Source organism: Vogesella sp. EB, assembly GCF_001037925.1.
Taxonomy (GTDB): domain Bacteria; phylum Pseudomonadota; class Gammaproteobacteria; order Burkholderiales; family Chromobacteriaceae; genus Vogesella; species Vogesella indigofera.
Map to the genome: position 1 here is coordinate 39,094 of NZ_LFDT01000018.1, position 19,893 is coordinate 58,986.

A 19,893-nucleotide genomic window follows, 5' to 3' on the forward strand; every position below is an offset into this window, starting at 1 on the left:
TTGCTGAGTTATGGGACGTGCAACAAAGGCAGTATATCGGAAAAATGTCTGCCTTGTCGGCGACTTGTCAGTCAACACACCCATCACGCCATGAACACCCCCCACTCCCCGTCACACCCACGTCAGGCCCCAGCCGGCTGAACGTTGCAAGGGGAAAGTGCTGCGATAACAGCTGTGCACGAACTCTGCGAAATTTGAGCCACATGAGCATGAATTGTGCGAAATCCAAGGTAGAAGCTTCGCCAAAATTATCGCGCAAGCAACTGATTTCATGAGGATCTGCTGGCAGTAATACTGCGAATGCACATGCGCTGTTTGTAGGAAAGACCTCCGGTTGGAGGTCTTTTTTTTTGGGGGGGGGGGTTAGGTAGCAGGTTGCGAGTCCTGCAAGGTTGATATCTATTCCGGCTGTTGCCAGAGCAGCTTTTCTTACTGCCAGCAGTTTTTCAAGCAGAGTATTTCTGCCCGTGGCCTCGCCGTGATGCAGTTGCCGGTGGCAATTCGGACACAAGGCAACAAGGTTGGCCGCACAATCCAGCGTGACGGTGTAGTTGCCCTGCTGCCCGAGCGGCACGAGGTGATGGATCTCGACAAACGGTTTTCCGTTTGTGCCCGAGATGAAAGATTGGTGAAAATCGTCCACCCGGCAGCGATAATCAGCGTTTTCGCATTCTGATTTTGCAAGAGCCAGCTGTCTCGGGTAAGCATAGCGGGTTTGTGCTACCCGCTGGCCGGCGAGTTCTGCCTGGAGGGCCTGTTGGTAGTCTGCGTCATCCGGGTCCTGCTTGCCGATGCGTTCCCATTCGCTTGCAGACATATAGCCGATGTGCAGTTTCTTGTTGTCCGCCTTGTATACATACCATATGTCACCCGCATCGGGACGGAAGCCATTTTGCTTGCTCATATAAAGGCGGAGCTCGTTTTTACCTTTTTTCGGGTAAACCAGCTTCAACTGCACGACTTTTCCGCCAGCATTGTCGAGCACGAATTGTTTGGTCGCATTGGCCGGATTGCTTTTGGCACTGCCGGTATGGATATCCCCCGCAAAGAATGCCGACATGATGTCGTGTTCCTTGTCGGTACAGGTGATCTGTCCTTTTTTGGCTTCGTCATTAGCCGAAATAATCGAGGCGGCAAGCTCCTTCTTGCAGGTGCCGAAGAAGCGCAGATGGGCGGGGGTGATGACAGATTTGGTCATTTTTCAATCCTTTATGCATTGCCGTATGGGCATTTTAGTCTTTATGCATGCATGTGGGATCTGACATGAATCATTGCCGTCCGTCTGTCAGGTTGCGATCTGGTAAACTGGCAAAACCGGTAGCGGAATGAAGGGCCCGGCAACCTGGAGGTTGCCGGGCCTTGATGGTTTAATAGTGCCTATGGCAGATATCGTTGATGTGCAGACCCGTAGCCGGATGATGGCCGGTATCCGCGCGAGGGATACCCGACCGGAGATGCTGTTGCGCAAGGCGCTGCATGCCCGCGGCTACCGTTACCGGCTGTGCGACAAGCGCTTGCCCGGCAAACCCGATATGGTGTTTCCGCGTTACAAGGCAGTGATCTTCGTGCATGGCTGCTTCTGGCACGGGCACGAAGCTTGCCATCTGTTCCGTCTACCCAAGTCCAATACCGTGTTCTGGCAGGCCAAGATTGCGGCCAACGTTGCGCGTGACAGGGTGGTGCTGGAAAGTCTGGCCACTGATGGCTGGCGGGTAATGGTGGTGTGGGAGTGTGCCTTGAAGGGTAGAAACCTAATACCATTAGAGGATTTATTAGTCACTATTAGTAGTTGGCTAGATAGTAAAACAAAGTTTCACAATATTCGTGGTAGTTATGATGAAAGATAAGATGGAAGCTTTGCTTAAGAAACTAGAGGCCGAATTAGCACCAGTGGCTGAAAGGTTTTCTATCCACCACGAAGAAATCATTGCACTTACAAATCAATGGATTCATTCATATATTTATGGTGCAGGATTTTCTGCCGTAGATGATGTAACTGCTGATTTCCTCATTCGTCCAGTTATTGATGACTTTCTGAACGAGCACCAGATTAGTAATATTTCTGATCTGATCAGCAATGTTTCGCCTTTCATGCCTGCTGGCAAAAGCAATTTTAAATTTATTGATCTGTTTGCTGGTATTGGTGGATTCCGACTGGCATTACAGGAGCTGGGTGGCATTTGTGTATTTGGAAGCGAATGGGATAAATCGGCTAAATCCACATATCAGCAGAACTATGGAGAATTACCATTTGGTGATATCACGAAATTTACGGCAGATGATATCTCGGACAGTAAACTGGATTTGCTAATTCCAGATCATGATATTTTGACTGCTGGCTTTCCATGTCAACCATTTAGTCATGCGGGGGTTTCTGCCCGCAGTGCAATTGGTAAAGATCATGGTTTCAAATGTGAAACGCAAGGTACGCTTTTCTTTGATGTGGTACGTATTGCTCAAGTAAAGAGGCCAAAATTTCTATTTCTAGAAAATGTGAGGAACATAGAACGCCATGATGAGGGTCGTACTTTTGATGTGATAAAGCGTGCAATTGCAGAGATTGGATATAATTTCCATTATGCTTTGATTGATTCATCGACTCTTGTCCCACAACGTAGAATTCGTTGTTATATGGTCTGTGTCAGAAATGACATGAACTGTGATTTCAAGTTTCCTGAATTTTTAGGTGAGTCCCTACCACTTCAAAGCATCCTGGAAAGTGATGTGCCTGATACGTATACAATTTCCGATAAGCTTTGGGAGGGGCACATTAATAGAACACGTAGAAATCTGGAGAGAGGAACCGGTTTTACAGCATTCCTCGCGGACCTGTCTCGTCCGGCAAATACATTGGTTGCGCGTTATGGAAAAGATGGCAAGGAGTGTCTGATCCCGCAGGATGGGAAAAACCCTAGAATGTTGACACCCAGAGAGTGTGCAAGATTGCAAGGATATCCCGAAAACTTTATCCTACCAAAATCAAGGACGCCGGCATATAAGCAGTTTGGCAACTCGGTGTCGGTGCCAGTTATTCGCAAAATTGCAAAGTCAATAATCGAGAATCTGTAATGAATTTTGAAAGCTACTGCAAATCTATTGATGGTCAAGATGTAAAATTTGGAAGTGCTGTTGTTATAAGCTTTAGCAACAAAAACGGAGAGGTTTTCTCTATTGATCCTAGAGTTGCTGTAGATTTTCTCACTGACTTGCAGCGAAAATATAATGAATATGCCCAGGAATGGGGGGATGGAGAGACGCGAAGAAATATATCGGAATATGACGAGAAGCCGTATCGGAGAATTTTTAAATACGCGGCCCGTGATGGTTGTGAAAATATAAAGTCTATTGCCACATTGGGGGGTAGTCAGACTTCACAACTGACGAAGCTATTAGTCAGAGTTATGACATACTGTGCGGATGTTTCTTTGTTGCGTGCTGCTGAAATTACTGGGTTTGATAAGTCAGTTCTTGATAAGGCTGTGGATAAACTTTCTAAGGGCATTGCAGTTTTTTGTTCCCCTGCTAAACAGTCTTCTGAAAAAAACAATAGAGATATATTCAAAAATTGGCTTGAAAGAAAAGGGCTTTCAGAAAGAAGCGTTAAATCATATTTGATTACTGTTCCAAATAAGTTCAATAGTTTTAATTTTAATGGCGATCGTAGGAAAAACCTCTTTGAAATCTTCTCAGTAGATGCCCTTGATGATTTGTGTCATTTAATTTTTAATACACCTGAGTGGATTGATGCTAATGATTCTGGGAATGGGATGTATAATGCAGGAATTGCGAAATATAGAGAATTCTTGCAAGAAATTCCCAGGGTTATTCCACTAAGTAAGCCCTTCCTCCTCCTCGCCGGTATCTCCGGTACCGGAAAATCCCGTTTTGTGCGCCGGCAGGCCGAAGTGTCCGGTGATGGCAAGGCCAATTTCAAACTGGTTTGCGTGCGGCCGGACTGGCACGAGCCTTCCGACCTGCTGGGTTATGTGTCGCGCATCGGTGGCCAGCCCGAATATGTCGCCACCGATGTATTGCGGTTTATTGCCGCGGCGTGGCGCGAGGCGTTTGACGGTACGGACGAGGCGGGGCTGCTGGCAAAGCAGGATGCGCTGACACCGTACTGGCTGTGTCTGGACGAGATGAATCTGGCGCCGGTGGAGCAATACTTTGCCGACTACCTGTCAGTGCTGGAAACGCGCCGGTGGGACGACGGGGTGTATCGTTGCGATGCACTGCTGACGGCGGCGGCCATCGGCCAGCTGGAAGACGCTGGCTGCAACAAGCTGCGTGAAAACTTGCAGCTGGGCGACGCTCGGTGGGACGGCTTGTGGCAGGCCTTCTGCGAGTACGGCATCCCGCTGCCGCCCAATCTGGTTGTTGCCGGTACGGTGAATATGGACGAAACCACCCACGGCTTTTCGCGCAAGGTGATCGATCGCGCGGTGACGCTGGATTTCGGCGAATTCTTCCCCAACGATTTCGATGCCTTTTTCGGTGCGCAGCCGCAGCCGGTGACGCTGGGTTATCCTCGCCGGACGTTTGTGTCGCAGGGTGATTTTGCCGCTGTGGCTGCCGATACGGAGGGGCAGAAAACGGTGGGTTTTCTCAAGGCGGTCAATGCGGTGCTGGCCGGAACGCCATTCGAGCTGGCCTACCGCGCACTCAACGAGCTGTTGCTTGCCGTGGTATTGGCGAGCCCCGCCGATGACAAGACTCTGCTGGCGGTGTGGGACGACTTCCTGATGACCAAGGTGTTGCCGCGTATCGATGGAGATGATGACCGTCTCGCGCAGCGCGGTGCGGATGGCGATGGGAAGACGGTTCTGGACGGCTTGCTGGAGGTGGTCCACAGCCAGCTGGCCGGGATTGCCGACGGCGAGGTGCGGCCAGATCTGCTGCGAACGGCCCACGATGGCCAGCCGCTTGCGGTTGCCTGCCGTAGCCTGCGCAAGCTGGGCTGGATGCAGCAGCGGCTGGCGGCCAACCGCTTTACCAGCTTCTGGCCGTAAGCGGGGCGTAGCCATGAGCGAGCTGACGCTGTATACGCGGCACTGGTCCCTGCAGTTGTGGTGTGCCGACCCCGAGAGCCGGCGTACAAGGTTGGCCGCAACACTGGCGGCGCGCGGTAAAAGCGGGCTGCCACCTTGCCTGGTACGTCTGTCACCGCCTGCTGATGTGCTGGATACCGGCGGGGCAGTGCTGGCAGCACAATCTGCCGAATTCCGCCTCGCTGGCGAGGCCTTCCTGTTCGAGAACCTGGCTTACGAATTCGAATTCGTGTTTGCCGGTACGGTGGATGAAAATCCGCCACCGTGTATCCGCCACCCGCTGTCCGCGCTGGAAAACTGCTTCCGCCTGCGCGGCAATACCCTGCGCGGTATGGTGCAGACCGGCAACGATATCGGCTGGCTGGCGCTGACGCTGGAATACCATCTGGGCGGCCGCCTGCAGCGGCAGACGCTGTCTTTGCGGGTGTATCCGGTAAAGATGGATATCGATAGCGATATTCTGCAAATCAGTGCAGAGCTGGATGTGCAGTATCCGCTGTGGCGTTTTGCTTTTGCGCGGCCCACCTTGCAGGATGCGGGTAGCCGCCATGGCGGGTCACAGCGTTTTCCTCTGTTCTGGCTGGCGCAGCTGGAAAGGCTGCAGGGCAAACTGGAGCAGGCTGTCCGCTATATTCTCGATGCCCCCCATAGCCGGCTGCAGGAAATCGTGCAGCACCGCAAGGCCGACCGTATCCGCGGACGTATTCCGCCACGACTGGAAGAGCGTATCGGTACGGATCTGCGCAGCGGGATAATCCACCGCCATTACGCGGTGGGCAAGCGCCACCTGCATACCGATACGCCGGAAAACCGCTTTGTAAAAATGGTGCTGCTGCGTACCGGCGGTGATCTGGCAAATTTTGCCGCGGATATACACCGCCGTTACGGCAAGGCTGGCGAGCCGGACGAGGGACGGGTTTCCGCCTCGCTACTGGAAAAGATGAATAGCAATGCGGCCAACCTTTTGCAGCTGGGGGCACGGCCATTCTTCCGCGATATCGGTCAGTTTGCCGGTATGAATGGTGACTCGCTGGTGCTGCATCACCGTCAAGGCTATGCCGATGTTTACCGCATCTGGCTGGAGCTGCGTCGCTATCTGGATGTTGCCGGCCGACACGGCCAGGTATCGTTGAAATCTGTCGCCGAGCTGTACGAGGTGTGGTGTGTACTGGCGCTGCGGGACCAGCTGCTAGCCCTGGGTTTTACGGTGGTCTCCGGTGACAGGGTGATGCTGGATCGCAGGGGCATGGAAATGCAGCTGCGCGACGGCAGCAATGCGGTTTTCGTGATGGAGCGAGGGTGCGGCCTGAAGTTGCGCCTTGCGCACGAGCCGGCATTCGGCACCGACGAACGGCAGGAGATTTTCAGCTGGACCACGCGGCAGAAGCCGGACATCGTACTGGAGGCCGAATTTCCCGACGGGCGACGTCTGCACTGGATTTTCGATGCCAAATACCGGATTGATGACAGTGGCAGCAAAGGCGATCTTCCCCCCGAGGACGCGATCAACCAGATGCACCGCTACCGTGATGCACTGGTGATGAAGACGGGCGATACAGATGGCCAGCGCCGACCGGTGCTGGGGGCATTCGTGCTGTATCCGGGGTTCCATGACGAGTTGGCAACGGAAAACCCCTATCGCATCGGTATCGAGCGTATCGGTATTGGTGCGTTTCCGCTTTTGCCCGGGCATGACAACCGCTGGCTGGCGGATTTTCTGGCGGAAACGTTTGGCCGGACCGGCTTCAGCTATGGCAAGGCTCAGCCAGAGGTGCATGTGCTGCACGACGCGGCAAAAATCGGCACCTACAATCTGCAGCTGTCCCGCTTTCCTGACCTGACGCTGGTGGCTTTCGTCGCCGAAGGCACACGACGTGACAAGGCTTACATGGAAGGTTTTGAAAAGGGTACTGCCCGCTGGTACCACATTCCCGTAGCCAGGTTCCGGGAGTTCAGGCTCAAAGCTGCGGGGCCGGCGATACCCGATCCGGAAAGCCTGGCATCGGAAGTCCGCTATCTGGCCTTGCTGGTCAGCGATGGACGCGGCAGGAATATCCCGTGGATCTATCCTGTGGCGGAGTGCCGCAAGCTTCCGCGCAAGGACATCACTGCGGAGCAGGCCGGATCGCCGGACTCCCGTAACGAGGCGTATTTCCTGTTCCGGCTGGAAGAGCCAGAACCTTGCTCCGGTTCGTTAAGAACCGGAAACCGGCATGGCTCGCCGCGTCTTACTGCACTGGAAAAGCTTGCTAACGCTACCAGCTTGCAGGATTTGCCTGCACATTACGCTACATCCTGCCCGACAGTAATTGCTTGAAGCTGTTTGCGGCCAACCTTGGCCGCAGTCCTCAACTCGCCAGCTTCCCCGCTGCCAGCAGCAGCAATCCCCCCGCTGTCGCTTCCGCCAGCCGCCGTTTGCGGTCGCTGAAGCGTCCGTTGCCGGCCATGCCGGCGACGCTGTAGCCGATCACGCTGTACACCACCGCGCAGGAGCCGATGAAGATGCCCGACAGCAGCAGCGCCTGTGTCGCCACGCTGGCGCCGGGGCGGATGAAGTTGGGCAGGATCGACAGGTAGATCAGCAGGCCTTTCGGATTCAGCAGGCTGGTGAGCAGGCCCTTGCGGAACAGGCCGTGCACCGGGCGGCTGTCCAGCTGCAGGCTGCCGGGGCGGCTGGCGGCGCGGAACATCTGCCACGCCAGGTACAGCAGGTAGGCAAGGCCGGTCCAGCGGATGGCGTGCAGCAGCGGCGGCCAGGCGCTGAGCAGCGCGGCGATGCCGAAGGCGGCCAGCAGCGCGTGCACGCTGTAACCGGCGAGGATGCCGAGCGTGGCGCGGCGCACGGCGGCGCGGCCGCCACTCAGCCCTTGCGAGGCGACGAACAGGATGTCGGGGCCGGGGCTGCAGACCAGCGGGAAGACGGTGAGGGCAAACAGCAGCAGGGTATCGCTGGGCATGGGGCGCGCTTTCTCGGGCAGATGATCGGGGCCGTTGCCGGGCGGGCAAGGGCGTGTTGCTGCCGAAAATTCTAGGGTTTTCGCGCTGAAATCGGGTTGTGTTGTGACGCGGAATCGGGGTTGTCGCTAGAATTGGCTGCGAATAATTCGGGAGATGGCCGCAGTGGATACCGTAAAGCTGGACAGTATTGATCGCCGTATCCTGCACGCGCTGCAGCGTGACGGCCGCTTGCAGAACATCGAGCTGGCGCGTGCGGCCGGGCTGTCGCCGTCGTCGTGCCTGCGGCGGGTGAAGCTGCTGGAGGCGCGCGGCGTGATCAAGCGCTACGTGGCGGTGCTGGACGGCGCCAAGGTCGGCGCCGGGCTGTCGCTGTTCGCGCGGGTGTGGTTCAAGGCGCAGGACGCCGACACCACCAACCATTTCATCGCCAGCGTGCGCGACATGGCGGAGGTGGTGGAGTGCCACATCATGGCCGGTGAGTGCGACGCGCTGCTGCGCATCGTGACGCGGGATCTGGCGTCGTACCGCAAGTTTCACGCCGAGCAGCTGACGCGCATCGCCAGCGTGCAGAGCGTGAAAACCGAGGTGCCGATGGAGACGGTGAAGCTGACTCACGCGCTGCCGCTGTAGCCGGTGTGCCGGCGGCACCGTCCCCGTCATAAGCGCCTGTTTTTTATGGACAGGCCGGCGCGCGGGCAGGGGGCGTGTTACCATCTGCGCCGCGCCGTTTTTATTGCTTTGCAGCATACGGCGGCGCCACGCTGCCACGGCAGCATCCTTGCCCTGATGCGGCCAACGTTGGCCGCATTTTCTGTCGTCTTCCCGCCTTGTCGCCGGTCGCGGCCTAACCTGTTTTCTGCCGCCGCACGGCGCTTCCCATGATCATTCTGAAAAACGTGGCCTTGCGCCGCGGTACCAAAGTCCTGCTCGACAACGCGTCGGTGACGCTCAATCCCGGCGAGAAAGTCGGCCTCGTCGGCCGCAACGGCGCCGGCAAATCCTCGCTGTTTGCGGTGCTGAACGGCTCGCTGCACGAAGACGGCGGCGATGTGTCGATCCCGTCGCAGTGGCGCATGTCGCAGGTGGCGCAGGACATGCCGGAAACGGCGCAGACGGCGACCGAGTTCGTGGTCGAGGGCGATACCACCCTGCTCGCCGCGCAGCAGGAGGTGACCGAGGCCGAGGCCGGCGAAGACTACATGCGCATGGCACACGCCTATACCGCGCTCAACGATGCCGGCGCCCACGACGCGCCGGCCCGGGCGCAGGCGCTGATCCTCGGCCTGGGCTTCAGCGTCGCCGAGCTGCAGCAGCCGGTGAACAGCTTCTCCGGCGGCTGGCGCATGCGGCTGCAACTGGCGCGCGCGCTGATGTGCCCGTCCGACCTGCTGCTGCTGGACGAGCCGACCAACCACCTGGATCTGGACGCGCTGGTGTGGCTGGAGGCGTGGCTGAAGCAGTACGCCGGCACCATGGTGGTGATCAGCCATGACCGCGAATTCCTCGATGCCGTCACCACGGTGACGCTGCACGTCGACAACGCCAAGCTGGTGCGCTACGGCGGCAATTACAGCAAGTTCGAGGACATGCGTGCCGAACAGCTGATCCTGCAGCAGGCGGCGCAGGCCAAGCAGCAGGAAAAGATGGCGCACCTGCAGAAGTTCATCGACCGCTTCAAGGCCAAGGCCAGCAAGGCCAAGCAGGCGCAGAGCCGCGTCAAGGCGCTGGAACGGATGGAGAAGATCGCGCCGGTACTGGCCGATGCCGACTTCCAGTTCGAATTCAAGGAGCCGCAGAGCCTGCCGAACTCGATGCTGTCGATGACCGGCGCGGTGTTCGGTTACCCGGCGCCTGAAGGCGCGCCGGCAGACACGCCGCCGACGGTGATCGTGCGCAACGTCAACCGCACCGTGCTGGCCGGCCAGCGCATCGGCATTCTCGGTGCCAACGGCCAGGGCAAGTCGACGCTGGTGAAAACGGTGGCCGAGGCGCTGCAGGCGGTCGGCGGCGAGATCATCCGCGGCAAGGGGCTGAACATCGGCTACTTCTCGCAGCAGGAGCTGGACGTGTTGCGACCGGAGGACGATCCGCTGCAGCACATGTTCCGTCTGGCGCGCGACACCCCGGCGGCGATGCGGCCGTCGGCCAACGACTGCCGCGAGCAGGGGCTGCGCAATTTCCTCGGCACCTTCAACTTCAGCGGCGACATGGTGAAGCAGGCGGTGGGCAGCATGAGCGGCGGCGAGAAGGCGCGGCTGGTGCTGTGCATGATCGTGTGGCAGCGGCCGAACCTGCTGCTGCTGGATGAGCCAACCAACCACCTGGACCTCGCCACCCGCGAGGCGCTGAGCGTGGCGCTGAACGAGTTCGAAGGCTCGGTGATGCTGGTCAGCCACGATCGCGCCTTGCTGCGCGCGGTGTGCGACGAGTTCTGGATGGTGTCGCGCGGCGGGGTCAGCGATTTCGAGGGCGATCTGGACGATTACCAGGTCTACCTGCTGGAAGAGGCCAAGCGCCGCCGCGAAGAGGCGGCCGGCAAGCGGTAAGCCTGTCGATACCTGCCATAAAACACTGCGGCCAACCTTGCATCAAGGTTGGCCGCAGTGTTTTGTTTGTCCGGTGTTGCCGCCTCAGCCGGCGGTCGGCGGCGCGTCGCCCCAGCCGTTCTCGCTGAGCAGCGCCGCCAGCGGCTGGCGCTGCGCCCAGTTTTCCTGCTCCAGCATCGGCTTGTCGTAGAAGGCGTCGACGTGGCCGATGCACAGGATGGCCACCGCGCGTGCGCCCGGCGGAAACCGCAGCAGCGCGGCCAGCGCGTCCGGATCAAAGATCGACACCCAGCCCAGGCCGATGCCCTCGGCGCGCGCCGCCAGCCACATGTTCTGGATGGCGCAGGCCACCGACGCCAGATCCATCTCCGGCAGCGTGCGGCGGCCGAAGACGTGGCGTTCGCGGCCGTCCATCAGCGCCACCACCAGCACCTCGGCGCACTCGCGCAGGCCCTCCACCTTCAGGCGCATGAATTCTTCCTGCCGCTGGCCGAGGGCGGCGGCGGTGCGCTGCCGTTCCTGCTCCACCAGCGCGTGCAATTGCTCACGCAGCGCGGTATCGCTGATGCGGATGAAGCGCCACGGCTGCATGTAGCCGACGCTAGGCGCGTGGTGCGCCGCCTGCAGCAGCCTTTGCAGCAGCGCCGGGTCCAGCGGCCCGGGGCGGAAGTGGCGCATGTCGCGCCGTTCGCGGATCACGCGGTAGACGGTGGCAATTTCGGCGTCGCGGTAGCGGCTCATGCGGGTGCTCGTCAGCTGGATAAAGGCGGGGTGGGGGACGGTTTCACGTGAAACACGGGTGTTTCATTCTTCCCACGGCCACCAGCCCGGCGCCGGCTTCAGGTATTTCTCCGGGTAGCCGGCGAACAGGTTGGCGGCGATGCGCTGCGGGTGGCTGACACCTTGCTCGTCCAGCCATTCGTCCAGCGCCTCGGTCTGTTCGCTGTAGCCCATCAGCCGGTACAGCAGTGCCCAGTCCTCGGCCATGCACCAGTTCAGGCCGTCGGCCTGCCAGATGGCGCCATCGTCGAACGGCCACTGGAACTGGCCCTTGTCCAGCCGGATCGCCAGCCCGGCGATCAGGTCGATCTCCAGCCCGTCGGCGGTCTGCAGGCGGGCGAAGTGGCGGGTGGCGTACAGCGGGTGTGGTGGTGGGGTGATGTCGCTGGCGTGTTGCAGCAGCAGCGCCTTGACGGCGGCGAAGTCCTCGGCTGTCGTGACCAGATCGAGATCGCGCGGCTCGTCGACGAGGCCGAGCTGTTGCAGCAGGGTGCTGCCGCCGATGGCCCAGCTCAGGCCGGCCAGCTGCGGTGCGAGGGCGGAGATGAAGGCGCGGGGTGTGCTCATGCGGTGTTTCCGGCAAGCGCGGCGCCGTTGCGGCCAACGTTGGCCGCAAGTGGCGCTACGCGGGTGAGTGACGGGTCAGTAGTGCGGCGGAATGTCGTCGCGCAGCGAGCCGACGGTCTCGTCCTGGCCGGCACCCTGTTGCAGCTGGTACAGGTGGCGCAGCTGTTCCTGCAGTAGGTCGATCTGCTGCTGCTGGCGGGTGACGGTGAGATTGAGCGCGTCGAGCAGGTCTTCCTGCAGTGCGACCTTGATTTCCAGTTCGGTGAGGCGTGATTCCATGATTGGTACCCGCTGAGTGTGGTGGTGCTTTTGAGTGTGGTGCTGCTTTACTGATCATAGAACGGAAAACGGGGTTTCCATTTCTGGAAACCCCGTAAATCCTGGTGCCGGCGGCAGGAATCGAACTCGCGACCCCCTGATTACAAGTCAGGTGCTCTACCATCTGAGCTACACCGGCGAAGAGGCGTGCATTATTGCCGAAGATTTTTTATCTGGCAAGTCCCCGCGTCATTTTTTTGGCTTACAGCACCAGCGCCGCCACCCAGCCGGCGGCCAGCAGCGGCAGGTTGTAGTGCAAAAAGGTGGGGATCACCGTGTCGCGCATGTGGTCGTGCTGGCCGTCGACGTTGAGGCCGGAGGTCGGGCCCAGCGTGGAGTCCGACGCCGGCGAGCCGGCGTCGCCCAGCGCGCCGGCGGTGCCGATGATGGCCACCGTCGCCAGCGGCGAGAAGCCGAGCTGCAGGCACAGCGGCACGTAGATCGCGGTCAGGATCGGCACGGTGGAGAACGAGGAGCCGATGCCCATGGTCACGATCAGCCCGACCAGCAGCATCGCGAACGCGGCCAGCGCGCGGTTGTCGCCGAACAGGCTGGCGGAGGCGCTGACCAGCTCGCCGATCTGGCCGGTGGCGGTCAGCACCTCGGCAAAGCCCTGCGCGGTGATCATCACGAAGCCGATCATCGCCATCAGCTTGATGCCGTCGCTGAACGCGTCGTCGGCCTCGTGCCATTTCAGCGCGCCGGTGGCGATGAACAGCAAAAAGCCGGCCAGCGCGCCCAGAATCATCGAGTCGCTGTACAGCTGCACCGCGAAGGCGCAGGCGATGGCCAGCAGCGCGGTGACGGTGCCCTTGCGGCTGATGCGGGTGCCGGTGCGCTCGGCGTTCTCGATCTTGCCCAGCGAGTACGAACGCGGCTTGCGGTAGCTGACGAACACCGCCAGCAGCAGGCCGACCAGCATGCCGGCGGCCGGGATCGCCATCGCGTGCATCACGTTGACGCCGGAGACGTCCATGCCGGCCTTGGCGATATTGCCCAGCAGGATCTGGTTCAGGAAGATGTCGCCGAAACCGACCGGGAACAGCATGTACGGCGTCACCAGGCCAAAGGTGATCACGCAGGCCACCAGCCGGCGATCCAGCTGCAGCCGCGCCATCACGTACAGCAGCGGCGGCACCAGCAGCGGGATGAAGGCGATGTGGATCGGCACCAGGTTCTGGCTCATCACGCTGACCACGGCCAGCATCAGGATCAGCAGCCATTTCAGCCGCGTCTTGCCGTCGCTGCGCGCCAGCCGCGCCACTGCGGCATCGGCCAGCGCGTGCGGCAGGCCGGATTTGGCGATGGCCACCGCGAAGGCGCCCAGCAGCGCGTAGGACAGCGCCACCGCCGCGCCATTGGTGATGCCCTTGTTGAAGGCGGCCAGCGTTTGCGCCAGATCCAGCCCGCCGCTGAGGCCGCCGACGAGGGCGCCCAGCAGCAGGCTGATGACGACATGGGTGCGGGCGAGGGTCAGCGCCAGCATCAGGGTTACTGCGATCAGGATGGCATTCATTTGTATATACAAAGTATTGATTTGAAATGAAAAAAAGGGCGCAAGGGTAGCGCGTCCGGCGGCAGGTGTCGAGGCGGGAAACGGCGGATGGCGGGAGAATGGGGCAAGGCGGCGGCCAGGCCAGGCCGCCGCCGCGGTTTACAGCACGAGGTCGAAGTGCTGCCGCAGAAAATGGTGTCCGGCCGCGGTCACGATCAGCGAGCGGTTGCCGCTGCGGCGCTGTACCAGGCCCTGAGTCACAAAGGCCGTGCAGAGCGCCTCGCCCAGCACGCCGGCCAGATGGTCGCGCCGCTCGCTCCAGTCCAGGCAGGCGCGTGCCAGCTCGCGCCGTTTCAGCGGCAAGGCGGTGCTGTCGATGGCCAGCGTGGCCTGCAGCCACTGCTGGCCGCTGGCGGTCACGGCAAAGGCACGAGCCTCGGCGTCTGGCTGCAGATAGTCCTTGGCCACCATCGCCTCGCACAACAGGGTGCCCAGCCGGCCGGCCAGATGGCGGTAACAGGTGCGAGCCAGGCGGATCTCGCCATTGCCCTTGCGGCGCAAGCTTGGCCGCGACAGGTCGTGGCCGTGGGCGGCCACCGCCAGTGCCTCCAGCGCATGGGCGATCTGGACATTGGCCAGCGTGTAATAACGGTAGCGGCCACGGCTTTCCACCCGCAGCACGCCGCCGTCGAGCAGGCGTGCCAGATGGTTGCTCGCCGCCTGTGGCGACAGGTTGGCCGCCTGTGCCAGATCGCTTGCCGTGGCCATTTGTCCGCCCAGCAGCGCCAGCAGCATGCGCGAGCGGCCGGGGTCGGCCAGCAGGCTGGCCAGACGGCTGATGTCGGGCAGGTCGTCGCTCATGGTTCACTCCGGGCTGAAACGTGGACAGGACCGCGAGCCTACCATAGCGCCACTCGTCATCAACCCCAAGGATGCCCCATGCGCGATTTCCCGTCCGACCCGCTGGCCGCGGTCACCCACCCCGATCCGGCGCCGTATTACCAGCAGTTGCAAGCCACGCGGCCACTGTATTTCGATCGCGCACTGCAGCTGTGGGTGGCCAGCAGCGCAAGCGTGGTCGAGGCCGTGCTGGCCCATCCGGCCTGTCGCGTGCGGCCAACCTTGCAGCCCTTGCCGGCCGCGTTGCGGGACACCCCGCTGGCCGGGGTCTTCGGGCGGCTGATTCGCATGAGCGACGGCGACTATCACGCCCGGCTCAAGCCGGCGCTGGCGGCTGCGCTGGCGGTGCTGCCGCCGCTGAGTGTGGACGACTGCTGTGCGCAGGTGCTGGCCACCATGCCGGCACGGCTGGACGGTGCTGCGCTGGATGACTGGCTGTTTGCGGCGCCGCTGCAGATCATGGCCCGCCTGCTGGGCCTGCCGCCCGACGCGGGCCGGCTGGCGCTGATGCGCGATTTTGTCGCGGCCCTGTCGCCGCTGGCCACGGCGGCCGATATCGCACGCGGTAGTGCGGCCGTCACGCCGCTGCTGGCGCAGTTTGCCGCGCTGCCTGCCGCGGCCTCGCCGCTCCATGCCGTGCTGGCCAGCCGCATCACGCCACCGGCCAGCCTGCACGCCAATGCACTGGGTCTGTTGTTGCAAACCTGGGATGCCAGTGCCGGACTGATCGGCAATGTGCTGTACCGGCTGGCCGTTGACGCCGGGCTGCGGGAAATCCTGCGGCAGCAGCCGGCATGGCTGGATGATGGCATTGCGGAAAGCCAGCGCCTGGATGCCGCCATCCACAACACGCGCCGCTATCTGGCGGCCGACGCCGACATCGCCGGTCATACCCTGCGGGCGGGGGATGGCGTGTTGCTGCTGCTGGCTGCGGCCAACCTTGATCCGGCACGGCATCCGCAACCGCTGCGCTTCGAATGGCAGCGCGAACGGCAGGAGCTCGGCTTTGGTGCCGCCACGCATCGTTGTCCCGGCAGCCGCCTTGCCTTGTCCATCGCACGGCAGTTCGTGCAACAGTGCTTGCTCGGCGCGCCGGACTGGCCGGCACTGGCGCGCAGCCACCGCTTCCGGGCGTCGCTGAATGCCCGCATCCGCCTGTTTGCCGATGCCGCTGCCGCGGGGGGCACGCCATGATCGCCGTGATCTTTGAAGTCAGCCTCGCGGCCGGGCAGCAGCCGCGCTATCTGCAGCTCGCCGCCGAGCTGCGCCCGCTATTGCAGCAGATCGACGGTTTTATCTCCATCGAACGCTTTGCCAGCCTGAGCGAGCCGGACAAACTGCTGTCGCTATCGTTCTGGCGCGACGAGGCGGCGCTGGCGCAATGGCGGCAGCTGGAGGCGCACCGCATGGCGCAAGCCGCCGGGCGCGGCGGCGTGTTTGCCGACTACCGCCTGCGGGTGGCGGCGGTGGTGCGTGATTACGGCATGAACGAGCGGGCATCGGCACCAGACGACAGCCGTCAGCATCACGGCTGAGCGCCTTGCGGCCAACGTTGGCCGCAAGCGACAACGCCCCGCAGCGCGGGGCGTTTTGCCTGGCGGCGGCTTCAGCCGGCCAGCTGTGCGGCGAACGCTTCCGGGATCGCCGGGCGGCCGCGCTCGTTGACGGCGGTACCGATGATCAGCCCCTCCAGCACCACCTTCTGGTCGGCAAGGCGGATCACCTGCTGGCGGAAGCCGAAGCGCACGCGCGACACCGCCTCGAACGCCACGGTAACCACGAACTGGTCGCCGCTGGTCAGCGACGCCTTGTAGTCCAGCTCCGAGCGCACCACCACCAGATTCACCTTCTGCCGCGCCAGCTCGGCAAAGTCGATGCCCTTGTGCAGCAGGAATTCGTGGCGGGCGTGCTCCAGGTAGTTGAAGTACACGCCGTTATTGACGATGCCCTGCATATCGCACTCGTAATCACGCACCTTGAATTCAACGGCAAACACGGACATCGCTATGGCTCCTGATCGGGGTTGACGGCAGCGCGCACCGCACCGCCTTGTGCTTCGCGGCGGGCAAGCGGCGGCGTGCCGCACGGGGAGGGCAGTGTAACGCAAGGGGCGTCACGCGCGGAATGGCAAGCGGGCCGGCGCTGGGTCCAGGCTTGCGGCCAACCCTGGCCGTTGCCTCAGTCTGCGTCCGCGAAGTCCTGCGGCCGCAGTGCCTTGATGATGTAGAGGTCGAAGCGGGTGGACTTGCCGTCCAGCACCACCGACGGCTTGACGCCCTCGATCGGCACACCGCGTTGCGGGCGTTTCACCACCACGCGCACGGTGGCGGCGGCGATGGCGGCCTCCAGCAGCTGGGCGCTGTCCAGGTCGTCGCCGATCACGTGCTGGAACGCCTGCATGCCTTTCTTGGCGGCGGCGGATTTCTTGTCGGTGTCGGGGAACATCGGGTCGACGAACACCACGTCCGGGCGCGCCTCGCGCGGCAGCGCGGCCTGTTGCGCCAGCCAGTCGATGGCGTTGCCGTGCACCAGCGTCATGCGCGCGGCGATGTCCTGCGTCGACGGATCGCGCGCGGCGCGCTCCAGCGCGTCGGCCAGCAGCGCGGCGGCCACCGGCGAGCGTTCCAGCATGGTGACGTGGCAGCCCAGCGTGGCCAGCACGAAGCTGTCGCCGCCGAGGCCGGCGGTGGCGTCCACCACCCGCGGCAGGTCCTTGGCGCCTTTCAGCCCCACCGCCTTGGCCACCGGCTGGCCGCGGCCGCCGCCCTGTTCGCGGCGGTGGCGGGCGGCGCCCTCGACGAACTCGGCGTACACCGCGCCGTGCTTGGCGCTGGTGACCAGCTCCAGCCGCTCTGCACCCAGTTCCAGCCAGTAGCCGTCCGTCGGCCGCTGCCGTACCAGGGGCAGGGCAAAGCGGCTGGCCAGTTGCTCGGCGGTGTCGCGGCGCGCGCTCTCGGCGCAGTACAGGGGGGTGGGGTGCATGCGGCTTCCTTCGTTGACGCGGCGAAGATACGGGATCGCTGTGGCGGCAGCAAGCGCTTTGCCTTTCTTGATGCAATGTGAATAAATGGCGGCATGTTGCCGCTTGCCTGTTTCTGTGCCGGGGTGGTGCTGTGCGCGTTTTTGCCGGTGCTGCCGAGCTGGCCCTTATTGCTGACCGTGCTGCTGTTGTCGTGGCCGCTGTGGTGGCGCACGCGCCGTCTGTGGCTGCTGGCGCTGGTCGCCGCCACACTGGGGCTGGGCTACGCCGCGTGGCGGGCGGAGCTGCGCCTCGCGCAGCGGCTGGATACGGCGCTGGCCGGCGAGGTGGTGCAGTTCAGCGGCGTGGTGCGCGGCCTGGCCAAGCCCGGTGAATTCGGCGTGCGGCTGCGCTTCGAGGTGGAGGCGGTGGATTCTCCGGCCGGCAGCCGCTGGCGCCTCGGCGCGCGCCTGCGCCCGCCGCGCGGTGCGGCCAACGTTGCCGGTTTCGACGCCGAGGCGTGGTACTGGTCGGAAGGGGTGCTGGCCACCGGCAGCGTGCTCAAGGGGCGGCAGGCGCTGGGCATGGCGACGGACTGGCCGGCGCGCATCGACCGCCTGCGCGAGCGGGTGGCGCAGCGGCTGCTGGCCGGCAGTGACGAGGCGCGCGCGGCGGCGCTGGTGGCGGCCCTGGCGGTGGGGGCACAGCAGACGCTGACGCGCGACGACTGGCAGCAGCTGGGCGCCACCGGCCTGACCCACGTGGTCAGCGTTTCCGGGCTGCACATCACGATGATCGCCTTGCTGGTGGCGTGGCTGTTGCGGCGCGCGCTGCGCCATCTGCCGCCGCTGCGGCGGCCGTTATGGTGGGTGCTGGGCGGCGCGATGCTGGCGGCCGGCGCCTATGCCGCGCTGGCCGGTTTTTCGGTGCCGACGCAGCGCAGCCTGTGGATGCTGCTGGTGGTGGCCCTGGCGCTGGCCAGCCAGCGCGGGCTGTCGCCGTTGCAGATCTGGCTGGCGGCGCTGACGCTGGTGTTGCTGCTTGATCCGTTTGCGGCGCTGGCGCCGGGCTTCTGGCTGTCGTTCGGGCTGGTGGCGGCGCTGGTCGTGATGGTGGCCGGCCGCCGCGCGCCGGGTGGCAAGTGGCAGACCGCGCTGCAGGCGCAAGGGCTGGTGACGCTGGCATCGACACTGCCGCTGGCGCTGTTCTTCGGCCAGCTGCCGCTGGTGTCGCCGCTGGCCAATGCGCTGGGCACACCGCTGGTATCGCTGCTGCTGACGCCGTTGGCCTTGCTGGCGGCGCTGCTGCCGTGGCCGTGGCTGGCCGGGGTGGCAGGGTGGGTGGCACAGCTGTTCTGGTACTGGGTCGATCTGCTGGCCGGCGCGCCGCTGTACGCGGTGCCGCTGTTGCCGTGGCCGCTGCTGCTGGCGGCGCTGGCCGGCACGCTGCTGGCCCTGCTGCCGTGGTCGTGGAGCGGGCGCGCGCTGGGCGGCTGCCTGTTGCTGCCGCTGCTGTTGTACCGGGTGCCGCCGCCGGCCAGCGGCACGCTGGCGGTGGAGCTGCTTGATGTCGGCCAGGGGCTGGCGGTGCTGTTGCGCACGCGGCAGCACGCCTTGCTGTACGACACCGGCGCCGGCGACGCGACGCGGGTGCTGCTGCCGGCACTGCGCGCGCTGGACGTGCGGCAGCTGGACACGCTGCTGCTGTCGCACCACGACGGCGATCACGACGGCGCCGCCGCCAGCCTGCGCGACGGCATCAAGGTTGGCCGCATCCTCGCCGGGCAGCCGCGGTTCTATCCCGGCGCCGAGCCGTGTCGTGGCGGGCAGAGCTGGGTGTGGGACGGCGTGCGTTTCGATGTGCTGTGGCCGCCGCCGGCGTGGCAGGGCGAGGACAACGCGCACAGCTGTGTGCTGCGGGTCGCCACCGCCGGTCAGGCGCTGCTGCTATCCGGCGATGCGCCGCTGGCGGTGGAGCAGGCGCTGCTGGCGCGTTACGGCAGCGCGCTGCGCAGCCAGTGGCTGGTGCTCGGCCATCACGGTAGCCGCACCTCCAGTGGTGACGACTGGCTGCGCCAGGTGCAGCCGCGGATGGCGCTGCTCAGCGCCGGCTACCGCAACCGTTACCGCCATCCGCACCCGCAGGTGCTGTCACGGCTGGACGCGGCCGGCATCACGCTGTGGCGCAGCGATCACGACGGCGCGCTGGCGCTGCGGCTGGGGTCCAGACAGGGCGAATTGCAGGCGCGACGGGCGCAGGCGGCACGCTACTGGCGGCCGCTGCCTTAGAACGTGTGCGCGATCTCGCGCGCTCACGCGGACA

The 19,893-nt window shown here is 63.0% G+C and carries 18 protein-coding genes and 1 tRNA gene; 9 read left to right on the plus strand and 10 right to left on the minus strand.

Annotation, left to right across the window (positions count from 1 at the left end; translation table 11 throughout):
* Positions 1-67: 67 nt before the first annotated feature.
* Positions 68-1,198, minus strand: a complete 1,131-nt coding sequence (locus ACG97_RS17305; protein WP_082133753.1) for an HNH endonuclease — start codon at positions 1,196-1,198, stop codon at positions 68-70.
* A 181-nt stretch (positions 1,199-1,379) separates the two neighbouring features.
* Here ACG97_RS17305 and ACG97_RS11345 point away from each other — a divergent pair, with 181 nt between their 5' ends.
* From ACG97_RS11345 to ACG97_RS11355, 4 genes are read left to right on the plus strand one after another with little or no spacing between them, the layout of a single operon-like run.
* Complete coding sequence (locus tag ACG97_RS11345; protein ID WP_047967477.1) at positions 1,380-1,847, plus strand: very short patch repair endonuclease; 468 nt, start codon at positions 1,380-1,382, stop codon at positions 1,845-1,847.
* 1 nt (position 1,848) lies between these two features.
* The gene (locus ACG97_RS17310; RefSeq protein ID WP_082133754.1) at positions 1,849-3,069 is read left to right on the plus strand and encodes a DNA cytosine methyltransferase; all 1,221 of its coding nucleotides are present in this window, start codon (positions 1,849-1,851) and stop codon (positions 3,067-3,069) included.
* Positions 3,069-5,009 (plus strand): McrB family protein, encoded by a 1,941-nt coding sequence (locus tag ACG97_RS17855; protein ID WP_202902756.1) that lies wholly within the window; start codon positions 3,069-3,071, stop codon positions 5,007-5,009. The genes ACG97_RS17310 and ACG97_RS17855 overlap by 1 nt, the downstream gene beginning before the upstream one ends.
* A 13-nt stretch (positions 5,010-5,022) precedes the next feature.
* The gene (locus ACG97_RS11355) at positions 5,023-7,365 is read left to right on the plus strand and encodes a DUF2357 domain-containing protein (RefSeq protein ID WP_047967478.1); all 2,343 of its coding nucleotides are present in this window, start codon (positions 5,023-5,025) and stop codon (positions 7,363-7,365) included.
* Between the two features lie 31 nt (positions 7,366-7,396).
* Here ACG97_RS11355 and ACG97_RS11360 read toward each other — a convergent pair whose 3' ends face one another.
* A complete protein-coding gene (locus ACG97_RS11360) occupies positions 7,397-8,005 on the minus strand; it encodes a LysE family translocator (RefSeq protein WP_047967479.1) in 609 nt (202 codons plus the stop codon).
* Between the two features lie 154 nt (positions 8,006-8,159).
* Here ACG97_RS11360 and ACG97_RS11365 point away from each other — a divergent pair, with 154 nt between their 5' ends.
* Positions 8,160-8,636, plus strand: a complete 477-nt coding sequence (locus ACG97_RS11365; protein ID WP_047967480.1) for an Lrp/AsnC family transcriptional regulator — start codon at positions 8,160-8,162, stop codon at positions 8,634-8,636.
* 248 nt (positions 8,637-8,884) lie between these two features.
* Positions 8,885-10,552, plus strand: coding sequence for an ABC-F family ATP-binding cassette domain-containing protein (locus tag ACG97_RS11370; protein WP_047967481.1), 1,668 nt, complete (start codon positions 8,885-8,887; stop codon positions 10,550-10,552).
* Positions 10,553-10,636: 84 nt separating this feature from the next.
* Here the strand turns inward: ACG97_RS11370 and bluB are convergent, their stop codons facing one another.
* The 6 genes from bluB to ACG97_RS11400 all read right to left on the minus strand — a co-directional run bounded on the left by bluB (position 10,637) and on the right by ACG97_RS11400 (position 14,573).
* Complete coding sequence (gene bluB, locus ACG97_RS11375) at positions 10,637-11,293, minus strand: 5,6-dimethylbenzimidazole synthase (RefSeq protein WP_047967482.1); 657 nt, start codon at positions 11,291-11,293, stop codon at positions 10,637-10,639.
* A gap of 63 nt (positions 11,294-11,356) precedes the next feature.
* Positions 11,357-11,899: a hypothetical protein gene (locus ACG97_RS16955; RefSeq protein WP_053068151.1), complete on the minus strand. Its 543-nt coding sequence runs from the start codon at positions 11,897-11,899 to the stop codon at positions 11,357-11,359.
* Between the two features lie 75 nt (positions 11,900-11,974).
* Entirely contained in the window at positions 11,975-12,178 is a 204-nt protein-coding gene (locus ACG97_RS11385; protein ID WP_047967483.1) for a SlyX family protein, read from the minus strand.
* 102 nt (positions 12,179-12,280) lie between these two features.
* A tRNA-Thr gene (locus tag ACG97_RS11390) sits at positions 12,281-12,356 on the minus strand.
* 63 nt (positions 12,357-12,419) lie between these two features.
* Positions 12,420-13,733 carry a Na+/H+ antiporter family protein gene (locus tag ACG97_RS11395; RefSeq protein ID WP_047967484.1) on the minus strand — a complete coding sequence of 438 codons (1,314 nt, stop codon included), beginning with the start codon at positions 13,731-13,733 and terminating at the stop codon, positions 12,420-12,422.
* A gap of 138 nt (positions 13,734-13,871) precedes the next feature.
* Entirely contained in the window at positions 13,872-14,573 is a 702-nt protein-coding gene (locus ACG97_RS11400; RefSeq protein ID WP_047967485.1) for a helix-turn-helix transcriptional regulator, read from the minus strand.
* Between the two features lie 78 nt (positions 14,574-14,651).
* On the opposite strand from ACG97_RS11400, the gene ACG97_RS11405 reads away from it, so the two are divergent.
* Together ACG97_RS11405 and ACG97_RS11410 are read left to right on the plus strand one after the other, a co-directional pair.
* Positions 14,652-15,806 carry a cytochrome P450 gene (locus ACG97_RS11405; RefSeq protein WP_047967486.1) on the plus strand — a complete coding sequence of 385 codons (1,155 nt, stop codon included), beginning with the start codon at positions 14,652-14,654 and terminating at the stop codon, positions 15,804-15,806.
* A complete protein-coding gene (locus ACG97_RS11410; protein WP_047967487.1) occupies positions 15,803-16,147 on the plus strand; it encodes an antibiotic biosynthesis monooxygenase in 345 nt (114 codons plus the stop codon). Before ACG97_RS11405 ends, ACG97_RS11410 begins: the two co-directional genes overlap by 4 nt.
* A 71-nt stretch (positions 16,148-16,218) precedes the next feature.
* On the opposite strand, the gene ACG97_RS11415 is transcribed toward ACG97_RS11410, so the two are convergent.
* Both ACG97_RS11415 and ACG97_RS11420 read right to left on the minus strand, forming a co-directional pair.
* The gene (locus ACG97_RS11415) at positions 16,219-16,614 is read right to left on the minus strand and encodes a thioesterase family protein (protein ID WP_047967488.1); all 396 of its coding nucleotides are present in this window, start codon (positions 16,612-16,614) and stop codon (positions 16,219-16,221) included.
* A gap of 176 nt (positions 16,615-16,790) precedes the next feature.
* A complete protein-coding gene (locus ACG97_RS11420) occupies positions 16,791-17,594 on the minus strand; it encodes a class I SAM-dependent methyltransferase (protein WP_047967489.1) in 804 nt (267 codons plus the stop codon).
* A 93-nt stretch (positions 17,595-17,687) separates the two neighbouring features.
* Here ACG97_RS11420 and ACG97_RS11425 point away from each other — a divergent pair, with 93 nt between their 5' ends.
* Entirely contained in the window at positions 17,688-19,859 is a 2,172-nt protein-coding gene (locus ACG97_RS11425; RefSeq protein WP_047967490.1) for a DNA internalization-related competence protein ComEC/Rec2, read from the plus strand.
* Positions 19,860-19,893 lie beyond the last annotated feature (34 nt).